Annotated in this window: 25 protein-coding genes; 16 read left to right on the plus strand and 9 right to left on the minus strand. The window is 66.8% G+C overall.

Annotated elements, in window-relative coordinates:
- Positions 1-34: 34 nt before the first annotated feature.
- On the plus strand, positions 35-553 hold the full coding sequence (locus GM1_RS06245) for a PaaI family thioesterase (RefSeq protein ID WP_008377444.1): 519 nt from the start codon (positions 35-37) through the stop codon (positions 551-553).
- Positions 554-700: 147 nt separating this feature from the next.
- On the opposite strand, the gene radA is transcribed toward GM1_RS06245, so the two are convergent.
- Entirely contained in the window at positions 701-2080 is a 1380-nt protein-coding gene (gene radA, locus GM1_RS06250; protein ID WP_008377445.1) for a DNA repair protein RadA, read from the minus strand.
- Positions 2081-2158: 78 nt separating this feature from the next.
- A complete protein-coding gene (locus GM1_RS06255) occupies positions 2159-2875 on the minus strand; it encodes a hypothetical protein (RefSeq protein ID WP_008377446.1) in 717 nt (238 codons plus the stop codon).
- 211 nt (positions 2876-3086) lie between these two features.
- Here GM1_RS06255 and GM1_RS06260 point away from each other — a divergent pair, with 211 nt between their 5' ends.
- The 6 genes from GM1_RS06260 (at position 3087) to GM1_RS06285 (ending at position 8574) form a co-directional block, all read left to right on the plus strand.
- Entirely contained in the window at positions 3087-3575 is a 489-nt protein-coding gene (locus GM1_RS06260; protein WP_008377447.1) for a CarD family transcriptional regulator, read from the plus strand.
- A 23-nt stretch (positions 3576-3598) separates the two neighbouring features.
- A complete protein-coding gene (gene ispD, locus GM1_RS06265; RefSeq protein ID WP_008377448.1) occupies positions 3599-4234 on the plus strand; it encodes a 2-C-methyl-D-erythritol 4-phosphate cytidylyltransferase in 636 nt (211 codons plus the stop codon).
- A gap of 35 nt (positions 4235-4269) precedes the next feature.
- Complete coding sequence (gene ispF / locus GM1_RS06270) at positions 4270-4734, plus strand: 2-C-methyl-D-erythritol 2,4-cyclodiphosphate synthase (protein WP_008377449.1); 465 nt, start codon at positions 4270-4272, stop codon at positions 4732-4734.
- An 11-nt stretch (positions 4735-4745) separates the two neighbouring features.
- Entirely contained in the window at positions 4746-6140 is a 1395-nt protein-coding gene (gene cysS / locus GM1_RS06275) for a cysteine--tRNA ligase (protein WP_008377450.1), read from the plus strand.
- A gap of 4 nt (positions 6141-6144) precedes the next feature.
- Positions 6145-7104 (plus strand): 23S rRNA (guanosine(2251)-2'-O)-methyltransferase RlmB, encoded by a 960-nt coding sequence (rlmB, locus tag GM1_RS06280; protein WP_008377451.1) that lies wholly within the window; start codon positions 6145-6147, stop codon positions 7102-7104.
- Positions 7105-7203: 99 nt separating this feature from the next.
- On the plus strand, positions 7204-8574 hold the full coding sequence (locus GM1_RS06285) for a phosphatase PAP2 family protein (RefSeq protein WP_223291408.1): 1371 nt from the start codon (positions 7204-7206) through the stop codon (positions 8572-8574).
- On the opposite strand, the gene rarD is transcribed toward GM1_RS06285, so the two are convergent.
- Entirely contained in the window at positions 8565-9470 is a 906-nt protein-coding gene (gene rarD, locus GM1_RS06290) for an EamA family transporter RarD (protein WP_008377453.1), read from the minus strand. The genes GM1_RS06285 and rarD overlap by 10 nt on opposite strands.
- Positions 9467-10207 (minus strand): 5-oxoprolinase subunit PxpA, encoded by a 741-nt coding sequence (locus tag GM1_RS06295; RefSeq protein WP_008377454.1) that lies wholly within the window; start codon positions 10205-10207, stop codon positions 9467-9469. Before GM1_RS06295 ends, rarD begins: the two co-directional genes overlap by 4 nt.
- A gap of 53 nt (positions 10208-10260) precedes the next feature.
- Between GM1_RS06295 and GM1_RS06300 the strand changes: the two genes are divergently transcribed.
- Complete coding sequence (locus tag GM1_RS06300; protein ID WP_008377455.1) at positions 10261-11832, plus strand: carboxylesterase/lipase family protein; 1572 nt, start codon at positions 10261-10263, stop codon at positions 11830-11832.
- On the plus strand, positions 11829-12326 hold the full coding sequence (locus GM1_RS06305) for a DUF2599 domain-containing protein (protein ID WP_008377456.1): 498 nt from the start codon (positions 11829-11831) through the stop codon (positions 12324-12326). The genes GM1_RS06300 and GM1_RS06305 overlap by 4 nt, the downstream gene beginning before the upstream one ends.
- Before the next feature lie 11 nt (positions 12327-12337).
- On the opposite strand, the gene GM1_RS06310 is transcribed toward GM1_RS06305, so the two are convergent.
- The 5 genes from GM1_RS06310 to GM1_RS06330 are packed head-to-tail and all read right to left on the minus strand — an operon-like array spanning position 12338 to position 15596.
- Positions 12338-12781 (minus strand): type II toxin-antitoxin system VapC family toxin, encoded by a 444-nt coding sequence (locus GM1_RS06310; RefSeq protein WP_008377457.1) that lies wholly within the window; start codon positions 12779-12781, stop codon positions 12338-12340.
- Positions 12771-13001: a FitA-like ribbon-helix-helix domain-containing protein gene (locus GM1_RS21530; protein ID WP_052005332.1), complete on the minus strand. Its 231-nt coding sequence runs from the start codon at positions 12999-13001 to the stop codon at positions 12771-12773. Before GM1_RS21530 ends, GM1_RS06310 begins: the two co-directional genes overlap by 11 nt.
- Positions 13002-13036: 35 nt before the next feature.
- A complete protein-coding gene (locus GM1_RS06320) occupies positions 13037-13891 on the minus strand; it encodes a metal ABC transporter permease (RefSeq protein ID WP_008377458.1) in 855 nt (284 codons plus the stop codon).
- A complete protein-coding gene (locus GM1_RS06325) occupies positions 13888-14682 on the minus strand; it encodes a metal ABC transporter ATP-binding protein (protein WP_008377459.1) in 795 nt (264 codons plus the stop codon). The genes GM1_RS06320 and GM1_RS06325 overlap by 4 nt, the downstream gene beginning before the upstream one ends.
- Positions 14679-15596, minus strand: coding sequence for a metal ABC transporter solute-binding protein, Zn/Mn family (locus GM1_RS06330; protein ID WP_008377460.1), 918 nt, complete (start codon positions 15594-15596; stop codon positions 14679-14681). Before GM1_RS06330 ends, GM1_RS06325 begins: the two co-directional genes overlap by 4 nt.
- A 216-nt stretch (positions 15597-15812) precedes the next feature.
- Between GM1_RS06330 and mshA the strand changes: the two genes are divergently transcribed.
- From mshA to GM1_RS06365, 7 genes are all read left to right on the plus strand, one after another.
- A complete protein-coding gene (mshA, locus tag GM1_RS06335) occupies positions 15813-17132 on the plus strand; it encodes a D-inositol-3-phosphate glycosyltransferase (RefSeq protein ID WP_040519618.1) in 1320 nt (439 codons plus the stop codon).
- Between the two features lie 30 nt (positions 17133-17162).
- Positions 17163-17708, plus strand: a complete 546-nt coding sequence (locus GM1_RS06340; protein WP_008377462.1) for a type III secretion system chaperone family protein — start codon at positions 17163-17165, stop codon at positions 17706-17708.
- Between the two features lie 83 nt (positions 17709-17791).
- Positions 17792-19396, plus strand: a complete 1605-nt coding sequence (locus GM1_RS06345) for an AMP-binding protein (RefSeq protein ID WP_008377463.1) — start codon at positions 17792-17794, stop codon at positions 19394-19396.
- Positions 19397-19566: 170 nt separating this feature from the next.
- Positions 19567-20313 (plus strand): phosphoglyceromutase, encoded by a 747-nt coding sequence (locus GM1_RS06350; protein ID WP_008377464.1) that lies wholly within the window; start codon positions 19567-19569, stop codon positions 20311-20313.
- 159 nt (positions 20314-20472) lie between these two features.
- Positions 20473-20778 carry a GNAT family N-acetyltransferase gene (locus tag GM1_RS06355; RefSeq protein ID WP_040519620.1) on the plus strand — a complete coding sequence of 102 codons (306 nt, stop codon included), beginning with the start codon at positions 20473-20475 and terminating at the stop codon, positions 20776-20778.
- A 118-nt stretch (positions 20779-20896) separates the two neighbouring features.
- Positions 20897-22066: a sensor histidine kinase gene (locus GM1_RS06360; protein WP_008377466.1), complete on the plus strand. Its 1170-nt coding sequence runs from the start codon at positions 20897-20899 to the stop codon at positions 22064-22066.
- Positions 22063-22752 carry a winged helix-turn-helix domain-containing protein gene (locus GM1_RS06365; RefSeq protein WP_008377467.1) on the plus strand — a complete coding sequence of 230 codons (690 nt, stop codon included), beginning with the start codon at positions 22063-22065 and terminating at the stop codon, positions 22750-22752. Before GM1_RS06360 ends, GM1_RS06365 begins: the two co-directional genes overlap by 4 nt.
- The last annotated feature ends 21 nt before the right edge of the window (positions 22753-22773 follow it).

Genomic DNA, 22773 nt, shown 5'->3' on the forward strand with positions numbered 1-22773 from the left:
GGCGAACGCCGGGACCGTACTAGCGTAACTGGACGTGAAGCATGCTTTTGTTCCGCCCGCAGACCTCGAGCCACTTGTCCGCCACCCGAAGGCCACCGGGCCCGGGCAGCACATCGGGCTGCACCACAGCACGTGCTTCGGCTGCGGCGACGACACCCCGCTCGGCCTGCACCTCAAGGTGATCGCGGGCGACGATCTGTCGGTGACCGCGCAGATGCCCGTTGTCGACTGGATGCAAGGTGGACCAGGGGTGATCCACGGGGGCGTGCTGTCCGCCGCGTTCGATGAGGTCACGGGGACCGCGCCGCTGCTGATCGGCGCGCCCGTCGTCACAGTCCATCTCGAAGTGGACTTCGCCAAGCCGATCCCGCTCGGAAGCACTCTCCACTTCGAGGCTCGGATCCTCGGCAAGCAGGGCCGCAAGATCTACCTCGCCGCATCGGCGCACCTGGGTGATCCCGAACAGATCGTGGCCAGCGCACACGCGCTCTTCGTGACGATCGACGTCCAGAAGCATTTCGCCGAGCACTACGACAAGCGCGTCATTCTCTGACTCCCCACTGCTCATCGAGCGACATCAACTGCTCATTGAGTAGCCCGGAGCGATCCCCACTGCTCATTGAGCGGCCCGGAGCGCCAGCGGAGGGCTTGTCGAAATGCCATGACCTTCGCTGGGTCGGGGCCAAGCAGGAGAACCGCCTCAGAACGGCGCGTCGACCGCTTCCAGGCGCCGTGGACCGATGGCGGCGAGCGCCTCGTCGAGCTGCGACACCTTGGTGATCCGGATTCCTTTCGGAAGCTCCTCCTCCGTGCCCGCCGGAATGATCGCGTGGCGGAAGCCGAGGCGTTTGGCCTCGGCCACCCGCCGCGCCGTGGACGACACTCGCCGGATCTCGCCTGCGAGCCCGACCTCACCGATGGCGACTGTCGTCGACGGAACCGGCTTGTTCTTCGCCGACGACATGATCGCGAGGAAGATCGCCAGGTCGGCGGCCGGCTCGGTGACCTTCATACCGCCGACTGTCGAGGCGTACACCTCTTGCTTGCCTGTCTTGACCTCGAGATGCTTCTCGGTGACGGCGAGCATCATCGCGACGCGCGCCGGGTCGAGGCCGGACACCGCGCGCCGTGGCGAGGTCATCTCGGAGTTGTTCAGCAGCGCCTGGATCTGGCCGACCATAGCGCGTCGACCGTCCATCGCGACGAGTGCGACGCTGCCTGGAACGTCTGACGGGTGCTCGTGCACGAAGATCCCCGACGGATCGCTGACCTGGTGGATCCCGTCCGATCGCTGCTCGAAGCAGCCGACTTCGTCGGACGGCCCGAACCTGTTCTTGATGCCGCGGACCATGCGCAGCGACGAGTGTCGGTCGCCCTCGAACGACAGCACAACGTCCACCAGATGCTCCAGCGAACGGGGACCGGCGACGTTGCCGTCCTTCGTCACATGGCCGACGAGGATCACCGAGACGCCGCTCGTCTTCGCGAGCGACACCAGCGCGGTGGTGACGGCACGGATCTGGGTCACGCCGCCGGTCACGCCGTCGACGCCGGACGCGACGAGTGTCTGCACCGAGTCGACGATGAGCAGCGTCGGCCGCACCTCGTCGACGTGACCGAGAACGGTTCCGAGGTCGGTCTCGGACGCCAGGAAGACGTTCTCGTGGACGGCGTCGGTCCGCTCCGCGCGTAGCCGCACCTGGCCTGCCGACTCCTCACCCGTGACGTAGAGCGCGACGCGGCCCCCCGCCGCCCAGTGTTTGACAGTCTCGAGCAGCAGCGTGGACTTCCCGACGCCGGGCTCACCTGCGAGGAGGACGACGGATCCGGGCACGATGCCGCGGCCGAGCACCCTGTCGAACTCGGCGATCCCGATGGGCGTCGCGGAAGCGGTCCCCGCGTCGACCTCGGTGATGCGTCGAGCCGGGCTGCGAGGAGCGACGGACGCGGCTCCCGCGGCGACGACGGGTGCACCTTCCTCGACCGAACCCCATTCACCGCAGTCGGGGCAACGACCGACCCACTTCGCGACCTGATGTCCGCAGGCCGTGCATCTGTAGATCGCCTTTGTCTTCGCCACGCCCCGACCTTAAACGTCTCGTCCGACAAATCGACCCCCGACCTGTCGGTCGGGGGTCGATTCGAAGTCGATCAGAGGTCAGTGCCCCTCTTCGGAGCCCTCACTGTGGGCCTGCGGGTCGCGGACCACGTCGAGGCGATGCGCGAGGGTGCCGTTGTCGACGGGCGTGTCGATGACGACCTGCTTGTCCTCGACCTTCTTGCCGCTGAGGTCGTACACCTCGAACTTGAAGGTCAGGGGCACGGTCACGCCCGACGCGACCGAGGTGCCCGCGTTGGTCATCGTCGCGGTGAACCGGTAGATGTCGGCTTCCTCGGCGACCGACGTGTTCACGTTCGCGGGGGTCCCTGCCAGCAGAACGCCGTTCGGGCCGATCATGCTCGGATCAGCGGTCTTCTCGCCGGCCTTCTTCGAGGTCGACGGCGGCGTCAGCACGATGTTCGAACCCTCGGGTCCGACGACGTCGACGAGCTTCACCGAACGAGTGTTGCTGTCGTTCGAGATCGCGAACGAGACGTCGAACGGTCCGCCGTCCTTGAACGTCTTGTCGGCCTTGTCCGTCGGGTACACGATCTGGACGTTGCGCAGGGCGACCGCGCCGTTGGCCAGGTCGGTTCCCGCATCCGGGCTCAGCGTGACCGAACCGCCCGCACCGTTGACGGCGGCGAGCTGGTTGTTGGTCTGCGAGATCTTGCCTGCACCGCAGGCCGAAGCGCCGAGGACGACTGCTGCGCCCAGGGCGCCGACGGCTGCAGCCTTGGCCAGTCGGCCGGTGGTCCGATTGAGCACTGACACCTTTTCCTCCGGGTGGTCGTCGCACTGTCCGCCAGCCGGCGAACCTTCACTACGCAGCGTAGTGGGCGCGGCGGGAAAAAGTTCCCTCGGGTAGGCATATCGGCCGATAAATGTGTCGCTGATCGGGTCGGACCAGTGTTGACCTGCACCGTTGGAAAAGGTGTCAGAGGGCGGGTGTTACACTGGTAACACTCGGAAGGGTAGGGAAACATTGAATTTCAAAGTTGGCGACACCGTTGTGTACCCCCATCACGGTGCTGCTCGGATCGAGAACATCGTTGTTCGGACCATCAAGGGTGAAGAAGTCGAATACCTGGTCCTGAAAGTCGCAGACGGCGACATGACGGTGCAGATTCCCTCGAGCAAGCTCGAGTACGTCGGCGTCCGTGACGTGGTCGGCGAAGAGGGGCTCGACGAAGTCTTCCAGGTACTGCGTGCGCCGAACGTGGAGGAGCCCACCAACTGGGCTCGCCGCTTCAAGGCGAACCAGGAGAAGCTGAACTCCGGCGACATCATCAAGGTCGCCGAGATCGTGCGTGATCTGTGGCGTCGTGAGCAGGACCGCGGTCTCTCCGCGGGCGAGAAGCGCATGCTCACTCGTGCGCGTCGGGTGTTGGTCGACGAGCTCTCGCTCGCTCGCAACACCGACGACGAGAAGGCCGACAGCATCCTCGACGAGATCCTGGCTGCAGCGTCCTGATCGCACACAGTGGCCACCGCCGCGTGGCCGCACTGATCCCCGCCGCAGGAATGGGCACCCGTCTGGGTGAGTCCAAGCCCAAGGCGTTCGTAGAGGTAGGCGGGTCGACGCTGCTTGAGCGCAGTGTCGCCGCCGCCCGCGAATCCGGGGTGATCGACGACATCGTCGTCGCCGTCCCGGAAGAACTTCTCGACCGAGCGCAGCAGCTCGTTCCTGCTGCGCGCGTAGTCGTAGGCGGCGCCGAACGAAGTGATTCGGTCCGGGCGGCGCTCGCCGTGACCGATGCCGAACTGGTCCTCGTGCACGATGCGGCCCGCCCACTCACGCCGCCGGCGCTGTTCGTCGCCGTCGTCGACGCATTGCGTTGCGGTGACGCGGCAGTCGTGCCGGGACTTCCCGTCGCGGACACCCTCAAACGAGTCGACGACGCCCAGTTCGTGACGGACACCGTCGACCGGTCGATACTTCGGGCAGTGCAGACGCCCCAGGGCTTCGCCGCCGAGTTGCTGCGACGAGCCCATGCGGGCGCGCAGGACGCCACCGACGACGCCGGCCTCGTAGAAGCTCTCGGTGTGGGCGTCCACGTGATCGACGGCGACGCGATGGCGTTCAAAGTGACAACCCCGTTCGATCTGCGCCTGGCACGACTGCTGGCGTGACCCACACCGCGAGTACGGCTCAGGAGGCCATCACCATGCGAGTCGGCATCGGAACCGACGTCCACCCGATCGAACCCGGCCGTGACTGCTGGATGGTCGGACTCCTCTTCGCCGACGCCGACGGCTGCTCCGGTCACTCGGACGGCGACGTCGGCGTCCACGCGCTCTGCGACGCGCTGCTTTCGGCCGCCGGACTCGGCGATCTGGGCCTGGTGTTCGGCGTCGACCGCCCGGAATGGCGCAACGTGACCGGTGATGCGATGCTGCGGCATGTGGTCGGACTGCTCGACGACGAAGGATTCACACCGGTGAACGCCGCAGTGCAGATCATCGGCAACCGGCCGAAGATCGGCCCGCGTCGGGCCGAGGCCCAAGGGGTCCTGTCGAAGCTCCTCGGCGCACCGGTGTCGGTGTCTGCGACCACCACCGACGGCCTCGGTCTGACGGGACGCGGCGAGGGTGTCGCCGCAGTGGCCACCGCGCTGCTCGCGCTCAAGTAGAATCGCAGGCCGTGACGCTTAGCCTGTACGACACCGCTTCCCGCGAGGTCCGCGACTTCGTTCCCCTTCGACCGGGGACGGTCGGCGTGTACCTGTGTGGCGCGACGGTCCAGGGTGTGCCCCACATCGGGCACGTGCGCAGTGGAATCGCGTTCGACGTCCTCCGCCGGTGGCTCACCCACCGTGGGTACGACGTCCTGTTCATCCGCAACATCACCGACATCGACGACAAGATCCTCCGCAAAGCCGATGAGGCCGGACGACCGTGGTGGGAGTGGGCGACCACCCACGAGCGCGCGTTCACGTCGGCGTACGACGCGCTGAACGTGCTGCCGCCGTCGGCGGAGCCACGTGCCACCGGGTACGTGACGCAGATGGTCGAGTACATGGAACGTCTCATCGACCGAGGCCACGCGTATGTGGCCGACGGCAACGTCTACTTCGACGTGATGAGCCAACCCGACTACGGCAGCCTGTCCGGGCACAAGCTCGACGACGTCCACCAGGGTGAGAGCGCGGGAACGGGCAAGCGCGATCCGCGTGACTTCACGTTGTGGAAGGCGGCCAAGCCCGACGAGCCGTCGTGGCCCACCCCGTGGGGACACGGCCGCCCGGGATGGCATCTCGAGTGCTCCGCGATGGCGACGTCGCTGCTCGGGCCGGAGTTCGACATCCACTGCGGCGGCATGGATCTGGTGTTTCCTCACCACGAGAACGAGATCGCGCAGAGTCACGCCGCAGGCGACGGCTTCGCGCAGTACTGGCTGCACAACGGCTGGGTGACGATGAGCGGCGAGAAGATGAGCAAGTCGCTCGGCAACGTCGTCTCCATCCCAGCGATGCTGACCAAGGTGCGGCCCGTGGAACTTCGCTATTACCTCGGCAGCGCGCACTACCGATCGATGCTCGAGTACTCCGAGGGCGCCCTGCATGAGGCCGCGGCGGGTTTCCGTCGCATCGAGTCGTTCGTGAAGCGGGTCGCAGAACGTGTCGCGGATGTGCCGGTCGGCGACGTCAACGACGATTTCGCCGCGGCTCTCGACGACGATCTCGGTGTCCCCGCGGCGATGGCCGCCGTCCACAACGCTGTGCGTGAGGGAAACACCGCGCTAGAAGCCGGAGACGCTCAGAAGGCGCTTGCGGTCGCAGCGTCGGTGCGGGCGATGACTTCGATCCTCGGCACCGATCCGCTCGACGAACACTGGGCGTCGTCGGCCGACTCCGACGACGCGGCGACGGGAGCACTAGACGTGCTGATCCGCGCCGAACTAGATCGGCGCGCAGCCGCGCGCGCCGCCAAGGACTGGGCCGCCGCCGACGAGGTTCGTGACCGCCTCGCCGCAGCAGGCGTCGACGTCACCGACACACCCGACGGCGCCCAGTGGGCGCTGAAGACGAAGGACTGAAAGCATGGCCGGCAATTCGCAGCGTAAGGGCGCCGTCCGCAAGGAAGGCAGCAAGAAGGGCCAGAGCGTCGGCTCCGGAGGTCAGCGACGTCGTGGTCTCGAAGGGCGCGGCGCGACCCCGAAAGCCGAGGACCGCGTCTATCACGTGGCGCACAAGAAGGCGAAAGCCACCGCGAAAGCGGCGGCCGGTCGGCCGCGCAACCAGCGGAAGTCCGAGGACGGCGGCCCCGAGTACGTCCTCGGTCGCAACCCTGTCGTCGAATGCCTGCGGGCGAAGGTGCCCGCCACGGCGCTGTACGTGATGACGTCGATCGAGGCCGACGAGAGAGTCCGCGAAGCCGTGCAGACCGCGGGAGATCGCGGCATCTCGATCCTCGAAGTCGGCAAGCCCGAACTCGACCGCATGTCGCCGAACGGTCTGCACCAGGGTCTGGCTCTTCAGGTCCCGGAGTACCGCTACGCGCACCCCGACGACCTGATGGCCGCGGCGCAGGCGTCGTCGCAACGGCCGCTGATCGTGGCGCTCGACAACATCACCGATCCCCGCAACCTCGGGGCCGTCATCCGTTCGGTCGCCGCGTTCGGCGGCCACGGTGTGCTGATTCCGCAGCGTCGCAGCGCCGGGGTCACCGCAGTCACCTGGCGCACCAGCGCGGGCGCCGCGGCACGACTGCCCGTCGCGCAGGCCCCGAACCTGACTCGCACCCTTGTCGAGTGGGCCAAGTCGGGTGCACAGATCGTCGGGTTGGACGCAGGCGGCGATGTGACGCTCGACGAGTACGACGGCACCGGCCCGGTCGTCGTCGTGGTCGGATCGGAAGGCAAGGGACTGTCCCGCCTCGTCCGCGAGACGTGCGACTCGATCCTCTCGGTGCCGATGGCCGGTGATGTGGAGAGCCTGAACGCATCGGTCGCGGCGGGTGTTGTTCTGGCCGAGTTCGCGCGTCAACGTCGCCTGGCATAGAGGACTTTCCGCGCAGAGGGCGCGCACAAGGTGTCATCTGAATGACATTCGGGCAACAGGATTCTCGGATTTTCCTGATTGTTCGTTAGCCTGTAACCCGTGTTGTACCAGTCGCGGCTCGGGATTCTTGATCGCGTCCGCGTTCTGACGAAGCGGCGCGTGGAACTCGGCGTGCGCGGATGGTCCCTCGTGGTCGGCGTTCTCGCGGCGTTTGTCGTCGTGATCCAGATCGTGTCGTCGAACTTCGACATCCGCGGGCCGGTGGACCTGCTGGCTCACGACTTCGTCGGACGCCCCGGCATCGGCGAGATCAAGATGGCAGGCCTGATCCTCGCTCTCGTCTGCATGCCGGCACGTCTCCGCTGGTGGGTCCTCGGCGGAGTTCTTGCGCTCGAGGGCGTCTGGAATCTGCAGCGGGTGATCGTCGGCAACCCTGGAACCATCGGAAACGGCATCCTCTGGGGTCTGGTCGGAACGGCCGTGTTCGCGTTCTGGAAGCTGCGTGGCGCCGAAAAGGCCGCCACGCTCAAAGCTGTCGGCCTCGGAATGATGCTCATCGTCATGGGCCGTGTCGGCGACGCCTGGCTCGTCCTGTCGACGAAGGCCAACGCGACCGTGCTCGACGAGTACGTCGAACTCGCAGACCGAGCACTCGGATCGCCGTCCTGGGCGGTCGGACGAGTGGTCACCGACAGCGCGTTCCTCACCGAGGTGTGCAGCCGGGTGTACGTCTACCTACCGGTCGGCGCCGCGGTGATCGCGTTCTTCCAACTGCGGAACGTCGCTCGCGACGGTTTCCCGCGACACCACATCGTGCGGACCTTTCTGATCATCGGCATGATCGGTCCGATCGTCTACTTCATCTTCCCCGTCGTGGGTCCGACGTACGCGTTCGGACATGAGCTCGCCGGGGCGGGCTGGCAGGACGTGTGGCCGTGGGTCAGCCCCGACATCACCGAGCCGGTCGCCGCTCCCTACAGCCAGTTCATCGCTCGGAACTGCATGCCGAGTCTCCACACGGCGTGGGCGATGGCGATCTTCCTGCACGGCTGGCGGGGCTCCACCGCATCACGGATCTTCGGAACGTTCTGGCTGATCGCCACCACGGGCGCGACCCTCGGCTTCGGCTTCCACTACGCGGTCGACGTCCTCGCGGGTGCAGTGTTCACGCTGACCCTCGAAGCCGCACTCACGCGCCCGGAGACCGGATGGACCAAGATCCGGATGGGCGTTGTCGCGATGGGCGCCGCGATGTTCGCAGGCCTCCTCGCTTTGACGCGATACGCCGCGATGGAACTCGCAACCGGAGGCGCCGCCGCGACGGCGCTCCTGCTGGCCCCTCTCGTGTTCACCGCGGCGGGCTTCCTTCTCGTGGAACGGCCGGAACTGCTGTCCGTCGAGGATCGCCCCGGTGGGCCGACGTTTCCGGGTCGCCGCCGGAGAATCTTCGCGCAGCGTTCTCAAGTCTGAGGCGTGCGCGCGGTCCGCAGGGCCACCACACTGTCTATCGACAGCAGGATCAGTGCGGCCCAGACGATGCCGAAACCGATCCACCGGTGAGCGGGCAGGTGTTCGCCGAGCACCAGGACAGCGCACAACAACTGGATGACCGGCGTGATGAACTGGATCAGGCCGATCGTCACCAGGGGGATCCGCCGGGCCGCAGCCGCGAACAGCAACAGAGGAACGGCGGTGGCGACGCCTGCCAGACATAGCAGTGCCGTGTGCACCGGACCGTGCCGACCGAAGTCGAGACCCGCCCCGGACATTCCGACCACTCCGAGTATCACCACCGCGGCGGGCGTCAGAATCGCCGTCTCCAGCGTGAGTCCGCGCAACGCCGACAGGTGCGCCCCCACCTTCTTCTTGGCCAAGCCGTACAACGCGAACGATCCGGCCAGAGCCAGGGACGTCGCCGGGAAGTGTCCACCCGCGATCGACAGGTACAGGCCGGCCACCACCCCGACCCCGACCGCGGCCCACTGCAGCGGCCGGAGTCGTTCGCGCAGCACGATCACCCCGAGAGCCACCGTGACGAGGGGATTGAGGAAGTAGCCCAGCGCGGCGTCGCTGGTGTGGCCCGAGGTGACCGCCGCGACGTACACCACCCAGTTGATCGCGATCAGGACGGCCGCGATGCTCACGCCCGCCAGCAGACGCCACTGTCCGCGCAGATCGGCGACCCACCGCCAATCTCTCATCACGAGCAGGACCACAAGGCACAACAGGAGCGTCCACACGATGCGATGGGCGAGGATCTCCCACGCCCCGGTCGGACGCAGTGCATCGAAGAACAGCGGGAACAGGCCCCACGTCCCGTACGCCAGTAGACCCGCCGCGAGCCCCTTCGACGACTCGGACCTCATCGAGCAGCCACGTCCACACCGGCCTCGGCCAGCGCCGCACGCACGGCGCGGGCGTGTGCAACCGCGCCGGGAGTGTCGCCGTGGAGGCAGACGGATTCGGCGTCGGCTTCCACCACCGTGCCGTCGACCGCGCTGATCCGCCCGGTTCTGGCGAGTTCGACGACGCGGGCGGCGATCTCGTCGGAGTCGGTCAGCAGGGCCCCCGGTTCCGAACGGGGAACCAGCGTGCCGGTCCGTGTGTAGCCGCGGTCCGCGAAGGCCTCGGTGATCACCGGCACGCCCGACTCCCGTGCGAAACGCTGCGCGGCAGATCCCGGCAGGCACATCAACGCGAGGCCGGTACGCGCGACGGCGTCGACGAGTGCACGAGCCTGCATCTCGTGGTCGACGACAGTGTTGTACATCGCACCGTGGGGCTTCACATACGAGACGTCACCGCCTGCCGCAGCCGCGAGCGCGGTCAGCGCCCCGACTTGGTACAGCACGTCGGCGATGAGGTCCTCTGGCACGACGTCGATGAAACGTCGTCCGAACCCCGCGAGGTCGGGATAGGACACCTGCGCGCCGATCCGCACGCCGTATCGGACCGCTTCGCGGCAGGAGTGCAGAAGCACGGTCGGGGTGCCCGCGTGGAATCCGCATGCGATGTTCGCGCTGCTGATCAGCGGCATCATCGCTGTGTCGTCGCCGACGCCTTCTCCGAGGTCGGCGTTGAGATCGATCCGGGGCAGTGGCATCCTCCGAGCCTAGTGTCGCCGACGCCGATCGCCCACCGGATACCCTTGGCGTCATGGCAGTGATGGACACGGTGGTGGCGCTCGTCGAGGGTGCGGTGCAGGGCAAGCGTGGACGCGGCTCGCGTCGCGGCACGATCTCTTGGAAAGGCATCCCGTTCGCGGCCCCGCCGGTCGGCGAGAAGCGTTGGCATGCACCGGAACCGGTCACACCGTGGCCCGGAACGCTCGAGTGCTTCGACTACGGCCCGGCCCCGGTGCAGGAGAAGCTGTTCACCGCGCGCGCCTCGGGCCGGTTCCAGCCGCGCAGCGAGGACTGCCTGACACTCAACGTGTTCGCGCCGACCACGGAATCGGTGACTCCGCGTCCGGTGATGGTCTTCAACTACGGTGGTGCTTACATCCTCGGCGGCACGTCGACGCCGATCTACGACGGTTCTTACCTGGCGCGGAGCCGCGACGTGATCGTCGTGACCGTGAACTACCGGTTCGGTCCGTTCGGATTCCTCGATCTCAGCGACTACTCGACCCCAGAGCGTCGTTTCGACTCGAACGTCGGGCTCCGCGACATGATCGCCGGACTGGAGTGGGTGCAGCGGAACATCGGCGCCTTCGGAGGCGATCCGGACCGAGTCACCGTGTTCGGCGAGAGCGCGGGCGGCTCGGCCGTCCTGACTCTGCTTTCCACGCCCGCGGCGCAGGGGCTGTTCTCGCGGGCCATCTCGCAGAGCCCGGCGCCGGAGCTGATCGTGTCGAAGGAGAACGCGCAGATCTTCGCTGACGAGTTCGTCCGCCTCGTAGCCGACCCGACCCGCAGACGGGGACCCGAGCGCACCGAGGAGCCGCTCGACCCGGCAGACGTCGCGCGCATCGTCGACGGCGCCTCAGCGCACGAACTGCTGAGAATCGGAAACAAACTGCTCGGATTCGCGCGAGCCGCGAACCTGTCGAACCCCATGCCGTTCGCGCCGACCGTTGACGGCGAGTACTTGCCGCAGACGCCGCTCGACGCGGCCCGTGACGGCAACACGCTCCCGGTTCCGACGATCATCGGCAACAACAAGGACGAAGGCGAACTGTTCGCGAGATTCTGGGACATCATGCCCGACGCGGCGCAGGCTCTTGTCGGCGTCGACGATCCGGAGATCAAGATGGAGCTCGAACTCTTGTATCCGGGGGAGCGCGACCAGGTGCGGATGTCCGCCGACGCGACGTTCTGGGAGCCGACGATCCGTTTCGCCGGCTACCACAGCGAGACGGCGCCGACCTACGTGTACCGCTACGACTACGCGCCGGCCGTCCTCAACGCGACAGGCATCGGCGCGACACATGCGACGGAGCTCCTCGCAGTGTTCGGCATCTACCGCGACCCGATCGGGGTCGGTCTCGCGGCTGCGGGCAGTTGGGGTTCGACCAAGCGGATCACCGCGACCATGCAGTCGAACTGGACGTGGTTCGCGCGAAAGGGCGTGCCGTCACCCGCATGGCCCGCGTACCGGAAGGACGACCGTCGCGTGATGATCCTCGACGACCCGCCACGCGTGGTCCGGGATCCGGATGGTGCACGTCGCGCGGCGTGGGAGCGAGTCCATGTGCCGGCCGCGGTGCTCGTGGAGGCCACGCGATGAGGCGTCTGCGCCCGACCTCCCTGGTGGTGGCGGCAGCGGCGGCGGGCGCCGTCGTCCTCGCCGCGTGCGGGACGGACCCGGCCACTCCTGTGTCACCCACGCTGACGGCGTCTTCGACGCCGGTCTCGTCGAGTTCGGACATGTCGAGCACTGGCAGTTCATCGATCCCGAACACCCTGCCGGCGCCGTACATCGCGGGCGCCGACTGGGTGCAGACCGATGTCGGTGCGAGCCTTCAGATCCGTCCGACGGCCAACGGCCGTCGGGTCGTCGGTGTGACCGCGGGCGAGGAAGCGTGGCGTGAAGTCCTCGCGATCGCGCCCGATGGCGACACACCCGGCATGAAGGCGCAGTTCGACTGCCACTGGACGTTCGCCAGAATCGTTCAACCGGAGAAGCCGAGCTGGAATCTGGAACCCTCACGGCCGGTCGTCTCCGAGGCCGAGATGATCTCGTCGCGCTGCAATCCGGGTGCGAAGGAAGAGGCGAACTGACCCTGCGGCCGTCATCGGAGTTCTTCGACTGCGATCAGGTCCGAGAACCGCGCGAAGTGCCGGGTGTTCGAGGTGACGACAGTGTCGGCTCCATTCGCCAAGGCGACGGCGACGACGTTGGCGTCGTGAGTCTGCTTGCCGACGGTGGCATGCGTGACGACGAGTTCTGCAAGCATCGAAGTCGATCCGACTCCCTCCGCGAGAAGTTCCATATCGAGAAGGAATTGATTCAAGTTCGCGACAGCGGCCTCCGCGGACAACCCGAATCCATTGGCGGAGGCAGGCCGAGTCGACACCGCCAAGTACTCGCGCGCGATCTGCGGCGTGACAGCGAGACGTCGCTGGTCCTCGTTGAGGAACTTCAGGCTCGAATCGTGCGCGGTGCGGCTGCGGTCGGTCGCCGCGATGAGGACGTTCGTGTCGACGACGACGAGGCTCGACGTATCAGCGTTCATCGTCGCCGTAGAAGTCGGCCCGGTCGAACGGAGACGTCGAACCCGTGTCTACCGTGTGCAACTCCAGCGGACGACGTCGAGCGTCGACGATGGGTTCCGCGGCGACTCGGTCGAGGACGTCGCGAAGTTCTTGTTGCATCGATCGGCCATGCCGGTGTGCACGGCGCTTCAACGACGCGATCGTCTCGTCCGAGACATCTCGTATGTGCAGAGCAGGCATGGCTCAATGCTAGCGCGAAGTGCTAGCACTGCGCGTCAATCTCGTCGGCGCATTCCGAAGGCTCGGCAGGCCACATAGATCGCGAAAGAGATCGACGTGACCATCACCGAGACGGGAAGCTCCGGGGCGAGTGAGAGCACCAGGCCGCCGATTGCGGCGGTCTCGGCGAACACCACGGACAACATCAGCACAACTGTCGGATTCGCAGACAGTCGCGACGCCGCCGCAGCAGGTGTGATGAGCAGGCTCATCACCAGCAGCGCTCCGATGATCTGCACGCCTTGAGCGGCGGCCAGGCCGACGAGAACTGCGAAGACCACCGACAGCAGGCGAGTGGGGACGCCTGCGGTCTCTGCGACGCGCGGGTCGAGACTGGCGAACAGCAGTGGTCGATAGATGATCGCGAACACGGTGAGGACGACCACGGCGGTGATGCCGACAGCGATCAGCCCGTCCCGCCCGACGCTCACCACCTGTCCTGTGAGCAACGCGAATCCCGTTCCGACTCGGCCGTAGAGGCTCAGGAAGAGAACACCGAGGCCTAGTCCGAACGCCATCACGACGCCGATCACCGAGTCCCGTTCGCGTGCGCGTCGTCCGAGCAGGCCGAAGACGGCGGCCGCGACGACGGCGCCGATCACACCACCGATGTTCACCCCGATCCCGGCGAGCAACGCGGTCGCGGCGCCGGTGAACGACAACTCCGCTGCTCCGTGGACTGCGAAGCTCATCTGACGGGCCACGATCATCGGACCGAGCACACCGCCGATCAAGCCGAGCAGCGCGACGGCGACGAGCGACTGCTGCACGAACGCACGCGAGAGCAGATCGCCGGTCTGTGTGAAGTTCCAGAAGTTGCCCATGTCCGCGGCGAGGACGGTTGTCGTCACGAGGCGGCCTCGTCGGCGTACCCGTGCTCGATGCAGTGGTGGGAGTCCTCGCCGCCGATGACGACAAGGCGACCGCCGACGCGAAGCACGTCGATCGGGCTGCCGTACAGCTCGGAGAGGGTCTCGGAGTTCATCACCTCGTCGACGGTTCCGACGCGGAACTGTCCGCCTGCGAGATAGACGACGCGGTCGACGAACGGAAGCACCGGGTTCAGTTCGTGCGTCACGAAGAGGATCGCGGTGTTCGCGCGGCGTCGCCGTGCGTCGAGCAGGTCGACGACGAGCTGTTGGCTCTTCAGGTCGAGGCTGGCGAGCGGTTCGTCGCAGAGCAGGATCGCTGGATCGCGAGTGAGGGCCTGCGCGATGCGCAGCCGCTGCTGCTCGCCGCCGGACAGCAGACCGACCGGGCTCGAGGCGTAGCGCGTGGCGTCGACCTCGGCGAGTGCCGCGTCGACCCGGGCCCGCCGTGAGCGCAACCCGCGGAGACCCAGGCCCCACGAACTGCCGTCCGCGCCGAACCCGACGAGGTCGCGGCCGCGGAGCATCATCGTGTCCGAGTCGTCCGCATGCTGCTGGGGGATGTATCCGAGCCTGCCGTTGACGGTCATCGTTCCCGCCGTCGTCGACGTCTGACCGAGGACTGTGCGCAGGAGGGTCGTCTTGCCGGACCCGTTCGGGCCGAGCACCGCGATGAACTCACCGGGCTCGACGTCGAGGTCGAGATCGCGCCAGAGGGTCCGAGACCCGAATGAGAGCTCCGATCCGGTGAACCGCAGTACGGGTTCGGTCACTTGATCAGCGCCTTCTCGAGCGCGGCGATCTGAGCCGACTGCCACGCGATGTAGTCCGTGACGCCGTCGGGAAGAGTCTCGGTGAACTGGACGACGGGCACTCCGGCCTTGTTCGCGGTGGCGAGCACGGCTTCGGTTGCGGGATCGACGGCCTGCACGTTGTAGATCAGCGCCGACACCTTGCGGCCGGTGAGCAGGTCGTCGAAGGCGGCGCGGTCGGCGGCCGACGGTGACTGGCCTTCTTCGACGGCTGCGGTGAACCCGGCGGGCGCCACATCGGAGATGCCTGCGGACTCGAGAAGAGCCGTCGCGAGTGGTTCGGTCGCCGCGACGCGTGTGTTCGGGTGGGTGCGGCCGATCACTGCCATCCGCGCCCGAAGCGCGTCGATGTCGGCGCGGAACGACTTGGCGTTCGCGCGGTAGGCGTCGGCGTGAGCGGGGGCCACCGTGGCCAACGCGTCGGCGATGCGGTCGGCGGTGTCAGCGACGACGGCGAGGTCGTAGAACGCATGCTCCTGCGAGTGGGAGTGCCCTTCGTGGTCGCCCGAGTCGGATTCGCCGTCCAGTGCGCTCACCTTGACACCTTTGGCGTCGGCGGCGGCGCGTTCCATGTACTCGTCGTAGTGGCCGCCGTTCATGACGATCACATTCGCATCGAGCACACGGGCGGTGTCGGCGTTTGTCGGCTCGAACTCATGCGGATCGCCGCCGGGAACTGAGAACAGGGCGCTGACGTCGGCGTTCTCTCCGCCGACCGCGGCGGCGACGGAGGCCCACACGTCGGTCGACGCGACGACGACGGGATGGTCGGTGTCCTTCGGGCCCGACTCCTCGGAGCAGGCGACCAATGAGACGACCAGAGCGGTGGCCGCGATGAGCGCCGCGACGGCGCGGAACGAACGGACTGAAGACATGTCGAGAGAAGGCTTTCGGTTCTACGAGCTGCGGATTAAAAGTCCGTAGGTCTGTCGGTGGTGCGGGCTGAACGATCAGAAGGTAATGAAAATCGTTACCGACAAATCGTAGAGCGATCCCCGAGCGTTTGTCGAAGCGATGCGCGAACCTGCATCTGTTGCCATGCGATCGCGGGCGCGGGGGAGCTCGCGCCGCGGATTCACTACCCTGGTGGCATGACCGGTCGACATCTTCCGCGACGCTTGGCACTCATCTCCGTGCACACGTCGCCGCTCGCCCAACCGGGCACCGGTGATGCGGGCGGCCTCAATGTCTATGCATGGCAGACGGCCACTCGACTCGCGAAGCGGGGGGTGGAGGTCGAGATCTTCACCCGAGCGACGTCGTCGTCCGACGAGCCGAGCGTGGAAGCCGCGCCCGGCGTCACCGTCCGGCATGTGCCCGCCGGTCCGTTCGACGGCCTCGACAAGCGTGACCTGCCTGGTCAGCTGTGTGCCTTTTCGGCGAACGTGCTGCGTGCCGAGGCCGCGCAGGAGCCCGGCTACTACGACTTGATTCATTCGCACTACTGGTTGTCGGGTCAGGTCGGCTGGTTGGCCCGCGACCGCTGGGGTGTTCCGCTCGTCCACACCGCACACACGCTCGCCGCCGTGAAGAACGCCTCGCTCGCCGACGGAGACACCGCCGAACCCAAACTGCGGGTGATCGGCGAGCAGCAAGTCGTCGACGAGGCCGATCTGCTGGTGGTCAACACTCCGACCGAGGCCTCCGAGCTCGTCGAGTTGTACGGGGCCGATCCGAAGCGGGTGGATGTCGTCGTCCCGGGAGCCGACCTGGATCGCTATGCGCCGGGAGACAAGATCGCCGCTCGGGCGCGCTTCGGTCTGGCCTCCGACGATGTGATCGTCACATTCGTCGGCCGGATTCAGCCGCTCAAGGCGCCTGACGTGCTGATGCGCGCGATGGCGCCCCTGATCCGGGCCGACTCGACGGGGCGGCTCCGGTTGCTCGTGGTCGGTGGGCCGTCCGGCAACGGCCTCGGACTGCCCGAAGCGCTCATCGAGCTCGCGGCGAGCCTCGGGATCACCGCGGGCGTCACCTTTCTTCCGCCTCAGTCTCCGACCGACCTTGCCGACGTGTACCGCGCGTCCGACCTGGTGGCGGTGCCGAGTTACTCGGAGAGCTTCGGTCTGGTGGCGCTGGAAGCGCAGGCGTGCGGCGTCCCGGTCATCGCGGCGAATGTCGGTGGACTCGGAGTCGCGGTCGACGACGGGGTCACCGGCGAACTCGTCGACGGCCACGACATCGACAAGTGGACTTCACGGCTGGCCGCACTCCTCGCTGACCCGGTCCGACTGCGCAGCCTCGGCTCGCGCGCCGCGGTGCACGCTCAGGGATTCTCCTGGGACCACACCACGGACGCGCTTCTCGCCAGCTACGAACGTGCGACCACCGCCTACCGGCGTGCTGCGGGCCGCCCGCCCGGGATGTTCGGTCTGCGGAGGCGTCGCTCTCGCCCGCGCGCAACCGTCTGACGCACCGAAACGAAACTGGAGAGATCCCACATGCCCGTATCCGACGCGAACGACCTTTCCGAGCCGCTGCGCGCAGCACTCGACGCATCCGGGATCGACTATGCGCGCAAGTCGTCCGGCGGCGCCAAATCGGAGCATCTTGTCGTCGAACTGCCCGGTGAGCGCAAGCTCAAGACGACTGTCCTGCTCACCGCGGCCGTCAACGGAGTGCGGGTCGAGGCGTTCGTGTGCCGCCGACCAGACGAGCAATTCGAGGCGGTCTACCGCTACCTGCTCAAGCGGAACCGTCGCCTGTACGGGGTGGCGTACACCTTGGACAACGCGGGTGACATCTACTTGATCGGCCGGATCTCGGCCGACGCTGTGACACAGGACGAAGTGGACCGTGTCCTCGGTCAGGTCCTCGAGGCGGCGGACGGCGACTTCAATCAGATCCTCGAGATCGGCTTTCTGACGTCGATCAAACGCGAGTGGGCGTGGCGTACCGCGCGAGGCGAGCCGATGAAGAACCTCGAAGCGTTCGCTCACCTCATCGATCCCGACGACCTCCCGGACATCGCTCCTCTCGACGACTGACCCGGCGCAGGGAGGCTACCCTAATTCTGACAACGGATGTTGGTAAGGTCATCGGTGACTCCTCCCACATCGAAGGGCGCCACATGACCATCGTTTCCCCGTTCCCGAACGTCGAGATCCCGGAAGTCGGTGTATACGACTTCCTGTTCTCGGACCTGACCGACGCCGATCGTGAGCGTGCCGCGCTCATCGATCCGAAGTCGGGTGCCACGACGACGTACGGGCAACTCGTCGCACAGATCGACGCCGCCGCAGGTGCGTTGGCCGCGCGGGGGATCGGGGTGGGCGACGTCGTCGCGATCCTGTCTCCGAACATTCCGGCTTTCGCGACGGTGTTCCACGGGGTGCTCCGCGCCGGCGCGACCGCGACCACGCTCAATGCGCTGTTCACCGCGAACGAGATCCGCAAGCAGCTCGTCGATTCGAAAGCACGGATGATCGTCACGATCTCGCTGATGGCGCCGCAGGCGCTCGAAGCCGCGCGTGAACTCGGCTTCGACGACGCCGACGTCGTGGTGCTCGACGGTGAGGGGCAGGCCGCGAGCGGTCATCCGAACGCCGTCGACCTGCTCGGCGCCGGACTGTCCGCGCCCGATGTCACCTTCGATCCGTCGACTCACATCGCTGCGCTCCCGTACAGCTCGGGGACCACCGGCAACCCGAAGGGCGTCAAGCTCAGCCACGCCAACCTGGTGTCGAACGTCGCACAGATCCGGCCGCTGCAGGGCATGAAGGAAGACGACGTGATCATCGCCGTCCTCCCGTTCTTCCACATCTACGGCATGACGGTGCTGCTCAACGCCGCGCTCCGAGCGCGGGCGTCGCTGGTCATCATGCCGCGCTTCGACCTCGTCGAGTTCCTGGAGAACATTCAAGAACGCAAAGTCACCTACGCGTTCATCGCGCCGCCCATCGCCGTTGCGCTCGCCAAGCATCCGATCATCGACGACTACGACCTGTCGTCGCTGCACACGATGGTGTCCGGTGCCGCACCTCTCGACTCCGAACTCGGCAACGCCGTCGCGCAGCGCCTGAACCTGCGGATGCTGCAGGGCTTCGGCATGAGCGAGTTGTCACCGGTGAGTCACCTGATCCCGTTCGACGGCGGAACCGGAACCGTAGGAGTCGAGGCGCCCCTCGCGTCGGTCGGCTGGGCCGTCCCGAATTCGGAGAACCGGATCGTCGACCCGGCCACCGGCGCCGACGTCGATCAGCCGGCCGACGGAGTCTCGGCTCCCGGCGAACTGTGGGTCCGCGGCCCGAACGTCATGGTCGGTTACCTCAACAACGACGCCGCGACCGCCGAGACGATCACCGACGACGGATGGCTGCGCACCGGCGACATGGCGACAGTCGACGCGTCCGGCTGCATCACGATCGTCGATCGTCTCAAGGAGCTCATCAAGTACAAGGGCTACCAGGTTCCGCCCGCCGAACTCGAGGCCCTGCTGCTGACCCATCCGCAGATCGCCGACGTCGCCGTCATCGGAGTCAACGACGCTGACGGCGAGGAGATCCCGAAGGCGTTCGTCGTCACCCAGCCGGGGGCCGAGCTGACCGAGGACGAGGTCATCGCGTTCACCGCCGAGCGGGTCGCACCGTACAAGAAGGTCCGTGCGGTCGAGTTCATCGAGACGGTCCCGAAGTCGGCGTCCGGCAAGATCCTGCGCAAGGACCTCCGCAAGTAGGTCCTTGCTGTCGTTGAGCGGCGGGCGGTCCCCCTGCTCGTTGAGCGAGCGAAGCGAGTCGAAGCGTGTCGGCGGCCTGCGCCATGGTCTGTCGGGTGCTCTGGTCGCGGCGCTTCGACTCGCTTCGCTCGCTCAACGACCAGGGGGAGGCGTATGAGAAACTAGCTGCCATGAGCAACGGCACTTTGATTCTGATGCGACACGGCGAAAGCGAATGGAACGCGTCCAACCAGTTCACCGGTTGGGTCGACGTCGCCCTGACCGACAAGGGCCGCGCCGAAGCGGTCCGTGCGGGTGAGCTCCTCGTTGAGCATGATCTGCTCCCCGACGTGCTCTACACGTCGCTGCTGCGTCGTGCGATCACCACCGCGCAGCTCGCGCTCGACGCCGCCGACCGGCATTGGATCCCGGTGGTCCGCGACTGGCGCCTGAACGAGCGTCACTACGGTGCGCTTCAGGGCCTCAACAAGGCCGAGACCAAGGCGAAGTACGGGGACGAGCAGTTCATGCTGTGGCGCCGCAGCTACGACACCCCGCCGCCCGCCATCGAGGCCGACGCGGAGTTCAGCCAGACCGGCGACCCGCGCTACGACGGCATCGACGTGCCGCTCACCGAGTGCCTGCTCGACGTCGTCAAGCGGTTCATTCCGTACTACACCGAGACCATCGAGGCGGATCTCCGTGCGGGCAAGACCGTCCTCGTCGCAGCGCACGGCAACTCGCTGCGTGCACTCGTCAAGCACCTCGACGGGATCTCCGACGACGACATCGCCGGGCTGAACATCCCGACTGGCAACCCGCTCCGCTACGACCTCGACGAGAACCTCCGCCCGATCACGCCGGGCGGCGTCTACCTCGATCCCGAGGCCGCCGCGGCAGGCGCCGCCGCAGTGGCTGCTCAGGGCGAGTCGAAGTAGATCGAACGGTCGATTCGTCGGATTCGCCGACCACGGGACATCGCGCCGCCTGCAGGGTAAACCTGCAGGTGGCGCGATTTCTGTATGTCGGGCCGTAGCCTGATTGTGCGACATCGGACATTGTGTGCAGACGGGTGTGGCCTGGGCTACATTGGAAGCATGGCTGACGGGACGATTTCGGTGACGCATCTGGCAGAGCGGGAGCGCTACCGCGCTGACCTCGAGAACGACGACGGCGACGCGCAGGAGGTCGGCTACGTCGACTACACGCAGGACGGCGATCGCCTCGCCTTGACGCACACCGTGGTCTACGACCGCTTCGGTGGGCGCGGATTCGCTGCAGACCTCGTCAAGCACGTCCTCGACGACGTGCGCTCCAACAACCAGACCGTGGTGCCCGTCTGCTCGTACGTGGTGCGCTACCTCGAGAAGCATCCGGAGTACTCGGATCTCGTCGCATCCTGACACGCTCCGCATACTGTCGGTTCACCTCGTCGCAACCCACGTGGACCGGCAGTGAATGCTGCACGAAGAGTGGCTTCCCGGGCTGCGAACTCCAGGCGATGACACGTAGGATTCGGGTGTGTCCGAGACCAGCGGTGACCGCTTGATCGATGGTGCCGCAGCCGGCCGCTTCGGCCCGGCGAATGTCGACGCCTCCTACCTGCACGCCCTCCAACCCGAGCACGTCTCGCGGGGCGACCTGCTGACGTTGATGGTCGCGCACTCCGAGACCGGCATCATCGTCGTCGACGAGTACCACAACGTGGTCGTGTACAACGACCGAGCAGCGGACCTCGGCATGGTCCGCGACGTGCTGGCCGACGGAGTCGCCGAAGCCGTCTCCGAGGTCTTCACAACCGGGGTGGACCGACATTTCGACTTCTCGCCCCCACAGTCGTCGCTGGGATTCGTGTCGACCGGTCGAACGGTCCACCGCCCGGTGGAGACTGTGCGATGTGTCGCGAGCCTCGCGGCCCTCACCGGCCAGCGCTATGTCCTCGTGTACGGGGACGACGACTCCACCAACCAGCGGGTCGAGGCCACTCGCCGCGACTTCGCGGCGAACGTCTCGCATGAGCTGAAAACGCCGCTCGGCGCGATCAGTCTGATGGCGGAGGCGATGCTCGAGTCCCGCGACGACCCGGCGGCCGTTGAGCATTTCGGTCGACGCGTCCTCAAAGAGGCCACTCGGATGGGGTCGCTCGTCAATGAGCTGATCGGCCTGTCCCGCCTGCAGGACGGTGCGATCGCCGACTTCGTGCGCGTCGACATCGACGCCCTCGTCGACGACGCCGTCGCCGCTGCCGGCGTCACCGCGGAGATCGCCGAGATCGATCTCGTCACCGACGGCCCGTCGCACGTGTCGGTGCAGGCGGACCGCACCTTGCTGCTCACCGCCCTCAGCAATCTCCTCGTCAATGCGATCAACCATTCCCCCACCGGCGAAGTGGTGTCGGTGAGCCGCAAGCGGGTCGTCATCGACGATCTCGACATGATCGCGATCGCGATCACCGATCGCGGCATCGGTATCGCTCCGGTCGATCAGCAGCGAGTGTTCGAGCGTTTCTACCGTGTCGACAAGGCCCGGTCGCGCGCAACCGGCGGGACCGGACTCGGTCTCGCCATCGTCAAGCACGTGGCCGCCAGCCATGGCGGTCACATCGGGCTGTGGAGCAAGCCGGGCACCGGCTCCACGTTCAGCCTGTACATCCCCATCGACCCGGACAAAGAAGAGGAACTTTCGCTTTGACGCACGTACTGATCGTCGAGGATGAAGAATCGCTGGCCGACCCACTGGCCTTCCTGCTCCGCAAAGAAGGTTTCGAAGCGAGCATCGTCAACGACGGGACGCAGGCGCTGCCCGCGTTCGAGCGCATCAACCCGGACATCGTCCTGCTCGACCTCATGCTGCCCGGCGTGTCCGGCACCGAGATCTGCAAGCTGATCCGCGCGAAGTCGGCGACGCCCGTCATCATGGTGACGGCCCGAGACAGCGAGATCGACAAGGTCGTCGGCCTGGAGCTCGGCGCCGACGATTACGTCACCAAGCCGTACTCGGCGCGAGAACTGATCGCCCGCATCCGCGCCGTGCTGCGTCGCGGGGGAGTGGTGGCCGACGACGAGGACGCCGCGATCGGCGTCATCGAGGTCGGCCCCGTGCGCATGGACGTGCAGCGCCACACCGTGAGCGTCAGTGGCGCCGACGTGACCCTGCCGCTGAAGGAGTTCGACCTCCTGGAGTACCTGCTGCGCAACTCCGGTCGTGTCCTGACCCGCAGCCAGCTCATCGACCGGGTGTGGGGCGCCGACTACGTCGGCGACACCAAGACTCTCGACGTGCACGTCAAGCGGCTGCGTTCGAAGGTGGAGCCCGACTCCTCGCAGCCCCGTCACCTCATCACCGTCCGCGGTCTCGGCTACAAGTTCGAGCCGTGATCTGATCGGTGTCGAAAGGCC

Origin of the sequence: Gordonia malaquae NBRC 108250, from assembly GCF_000344135.1 — a bacterium.
In the GTDB taxonomy this organism is placed as follows: Bacteria; Actinomycetota; Actinomycetes; order Mycobacteriales; family Mycobacteriaceae; genus Gordonia; species Gordonia malaquae.

Excerpts from the sequence above, each read along its gene's own strand:
- ispF (WP_008377449.1), top strand. The coding sequence starts at position 4,270 with ATGCGAGTCGGCATCGGAACCGACGTCCACCCGATCGAACCCGGCCGT.
- rlmB (WP_008377451.1), top strand. The coding sequence starts at position 6,145 with ATGGCCGGCAATTCGCAGCGTAAGGGCGCCGTCCGCAAGGAAGGCAGC.
- rarD (WP_008377453.1), bottom strand. The coding sequence starts at position 9,470 with ATGAGGTCCGAGTCGTCGAAGGGGCTCGCGGCGGGTCTACTGGCGTAC.
- GM1_RS06295 (WP_008377454.1), bottom strand. The coding sequence starts at position 10,207 with ATGCCACTGCCCCGGATCGATCTCAACGCCGACCTCGGAGAAGGCGTC.
- GM1_RS06300 (WP_008377455.1), top strand. The coding sequence starts at position 10,261 with ATGGCAGTGATGGACACGGTGGTGGCGCTCGTCGAGGGTGCGGTGCAG.
- GM1_RS06305 (WP_008377456.1), top strand. The coding sequence starts at position 11,829 with ATGAGGCGTCTGCGCCCGACCTCCCTGGTGGTGGCGGCAGCGGCGGCG.
- GM1_RS06310 (WP_008377457.1), bottom strand. The coding sequence starts at position 12,781 with ATGAACGCTGATACGTCGAGCCTCGTCGTCGTCGACACGAACGTCCTC.
- GM1_RS21530 (WP_052005332.1), bottom strand. The coding sequence starts at position 13,001 with ATGCCTGCTCTGCACATACGAGATGTCTCGGACGAGACGATCGCGTCG.
- GM1_RS06330 (WP_008377460.1), bottom strand. The coding sequence starts at position 15,596 with ATGTCTTCAGTCCGTTCGTTCCGCGCCGTCGCGGCGCTCATCGCGGCC.
- mshA (WP_040519618.1), top strand. The coding sequence starts at position 15,813 with ATGACCGGTCGACATCTTCCGCGACGCTTGGCACTCATCTCCGTGCAC.
- GM1_RS06340 (WP_008377462.1), top strand. The coding sequence starts at position 17,163 with ATGCCCGTATCCGACGCGAACGACCTTTCCGAGCCGCTGCGCGCAGCA.
- GM1_RS06345 (WP_008377463.1), top strand. The coding sequence starts at position 17,792 with ATGACCATCGTTTCCCCGTTCCCGAACGTCGAGATCCCGGAAGTCGGT.
- GM1_RS06350 (WP_008377464.1), top strand. The coding sequence starts at position 19,567 with ATGAGCAACGGCACTTTGATTCTGATGCGACACGGCGAAAGCGAATGG.
- GM1_RS06355 (WP_040519620.1), top strand. The coding sequence starts at position 20,473 with ATGGCTGACGGGACGATTTCGGTGACGCATCTGGCAGAGCGGGAGCGC.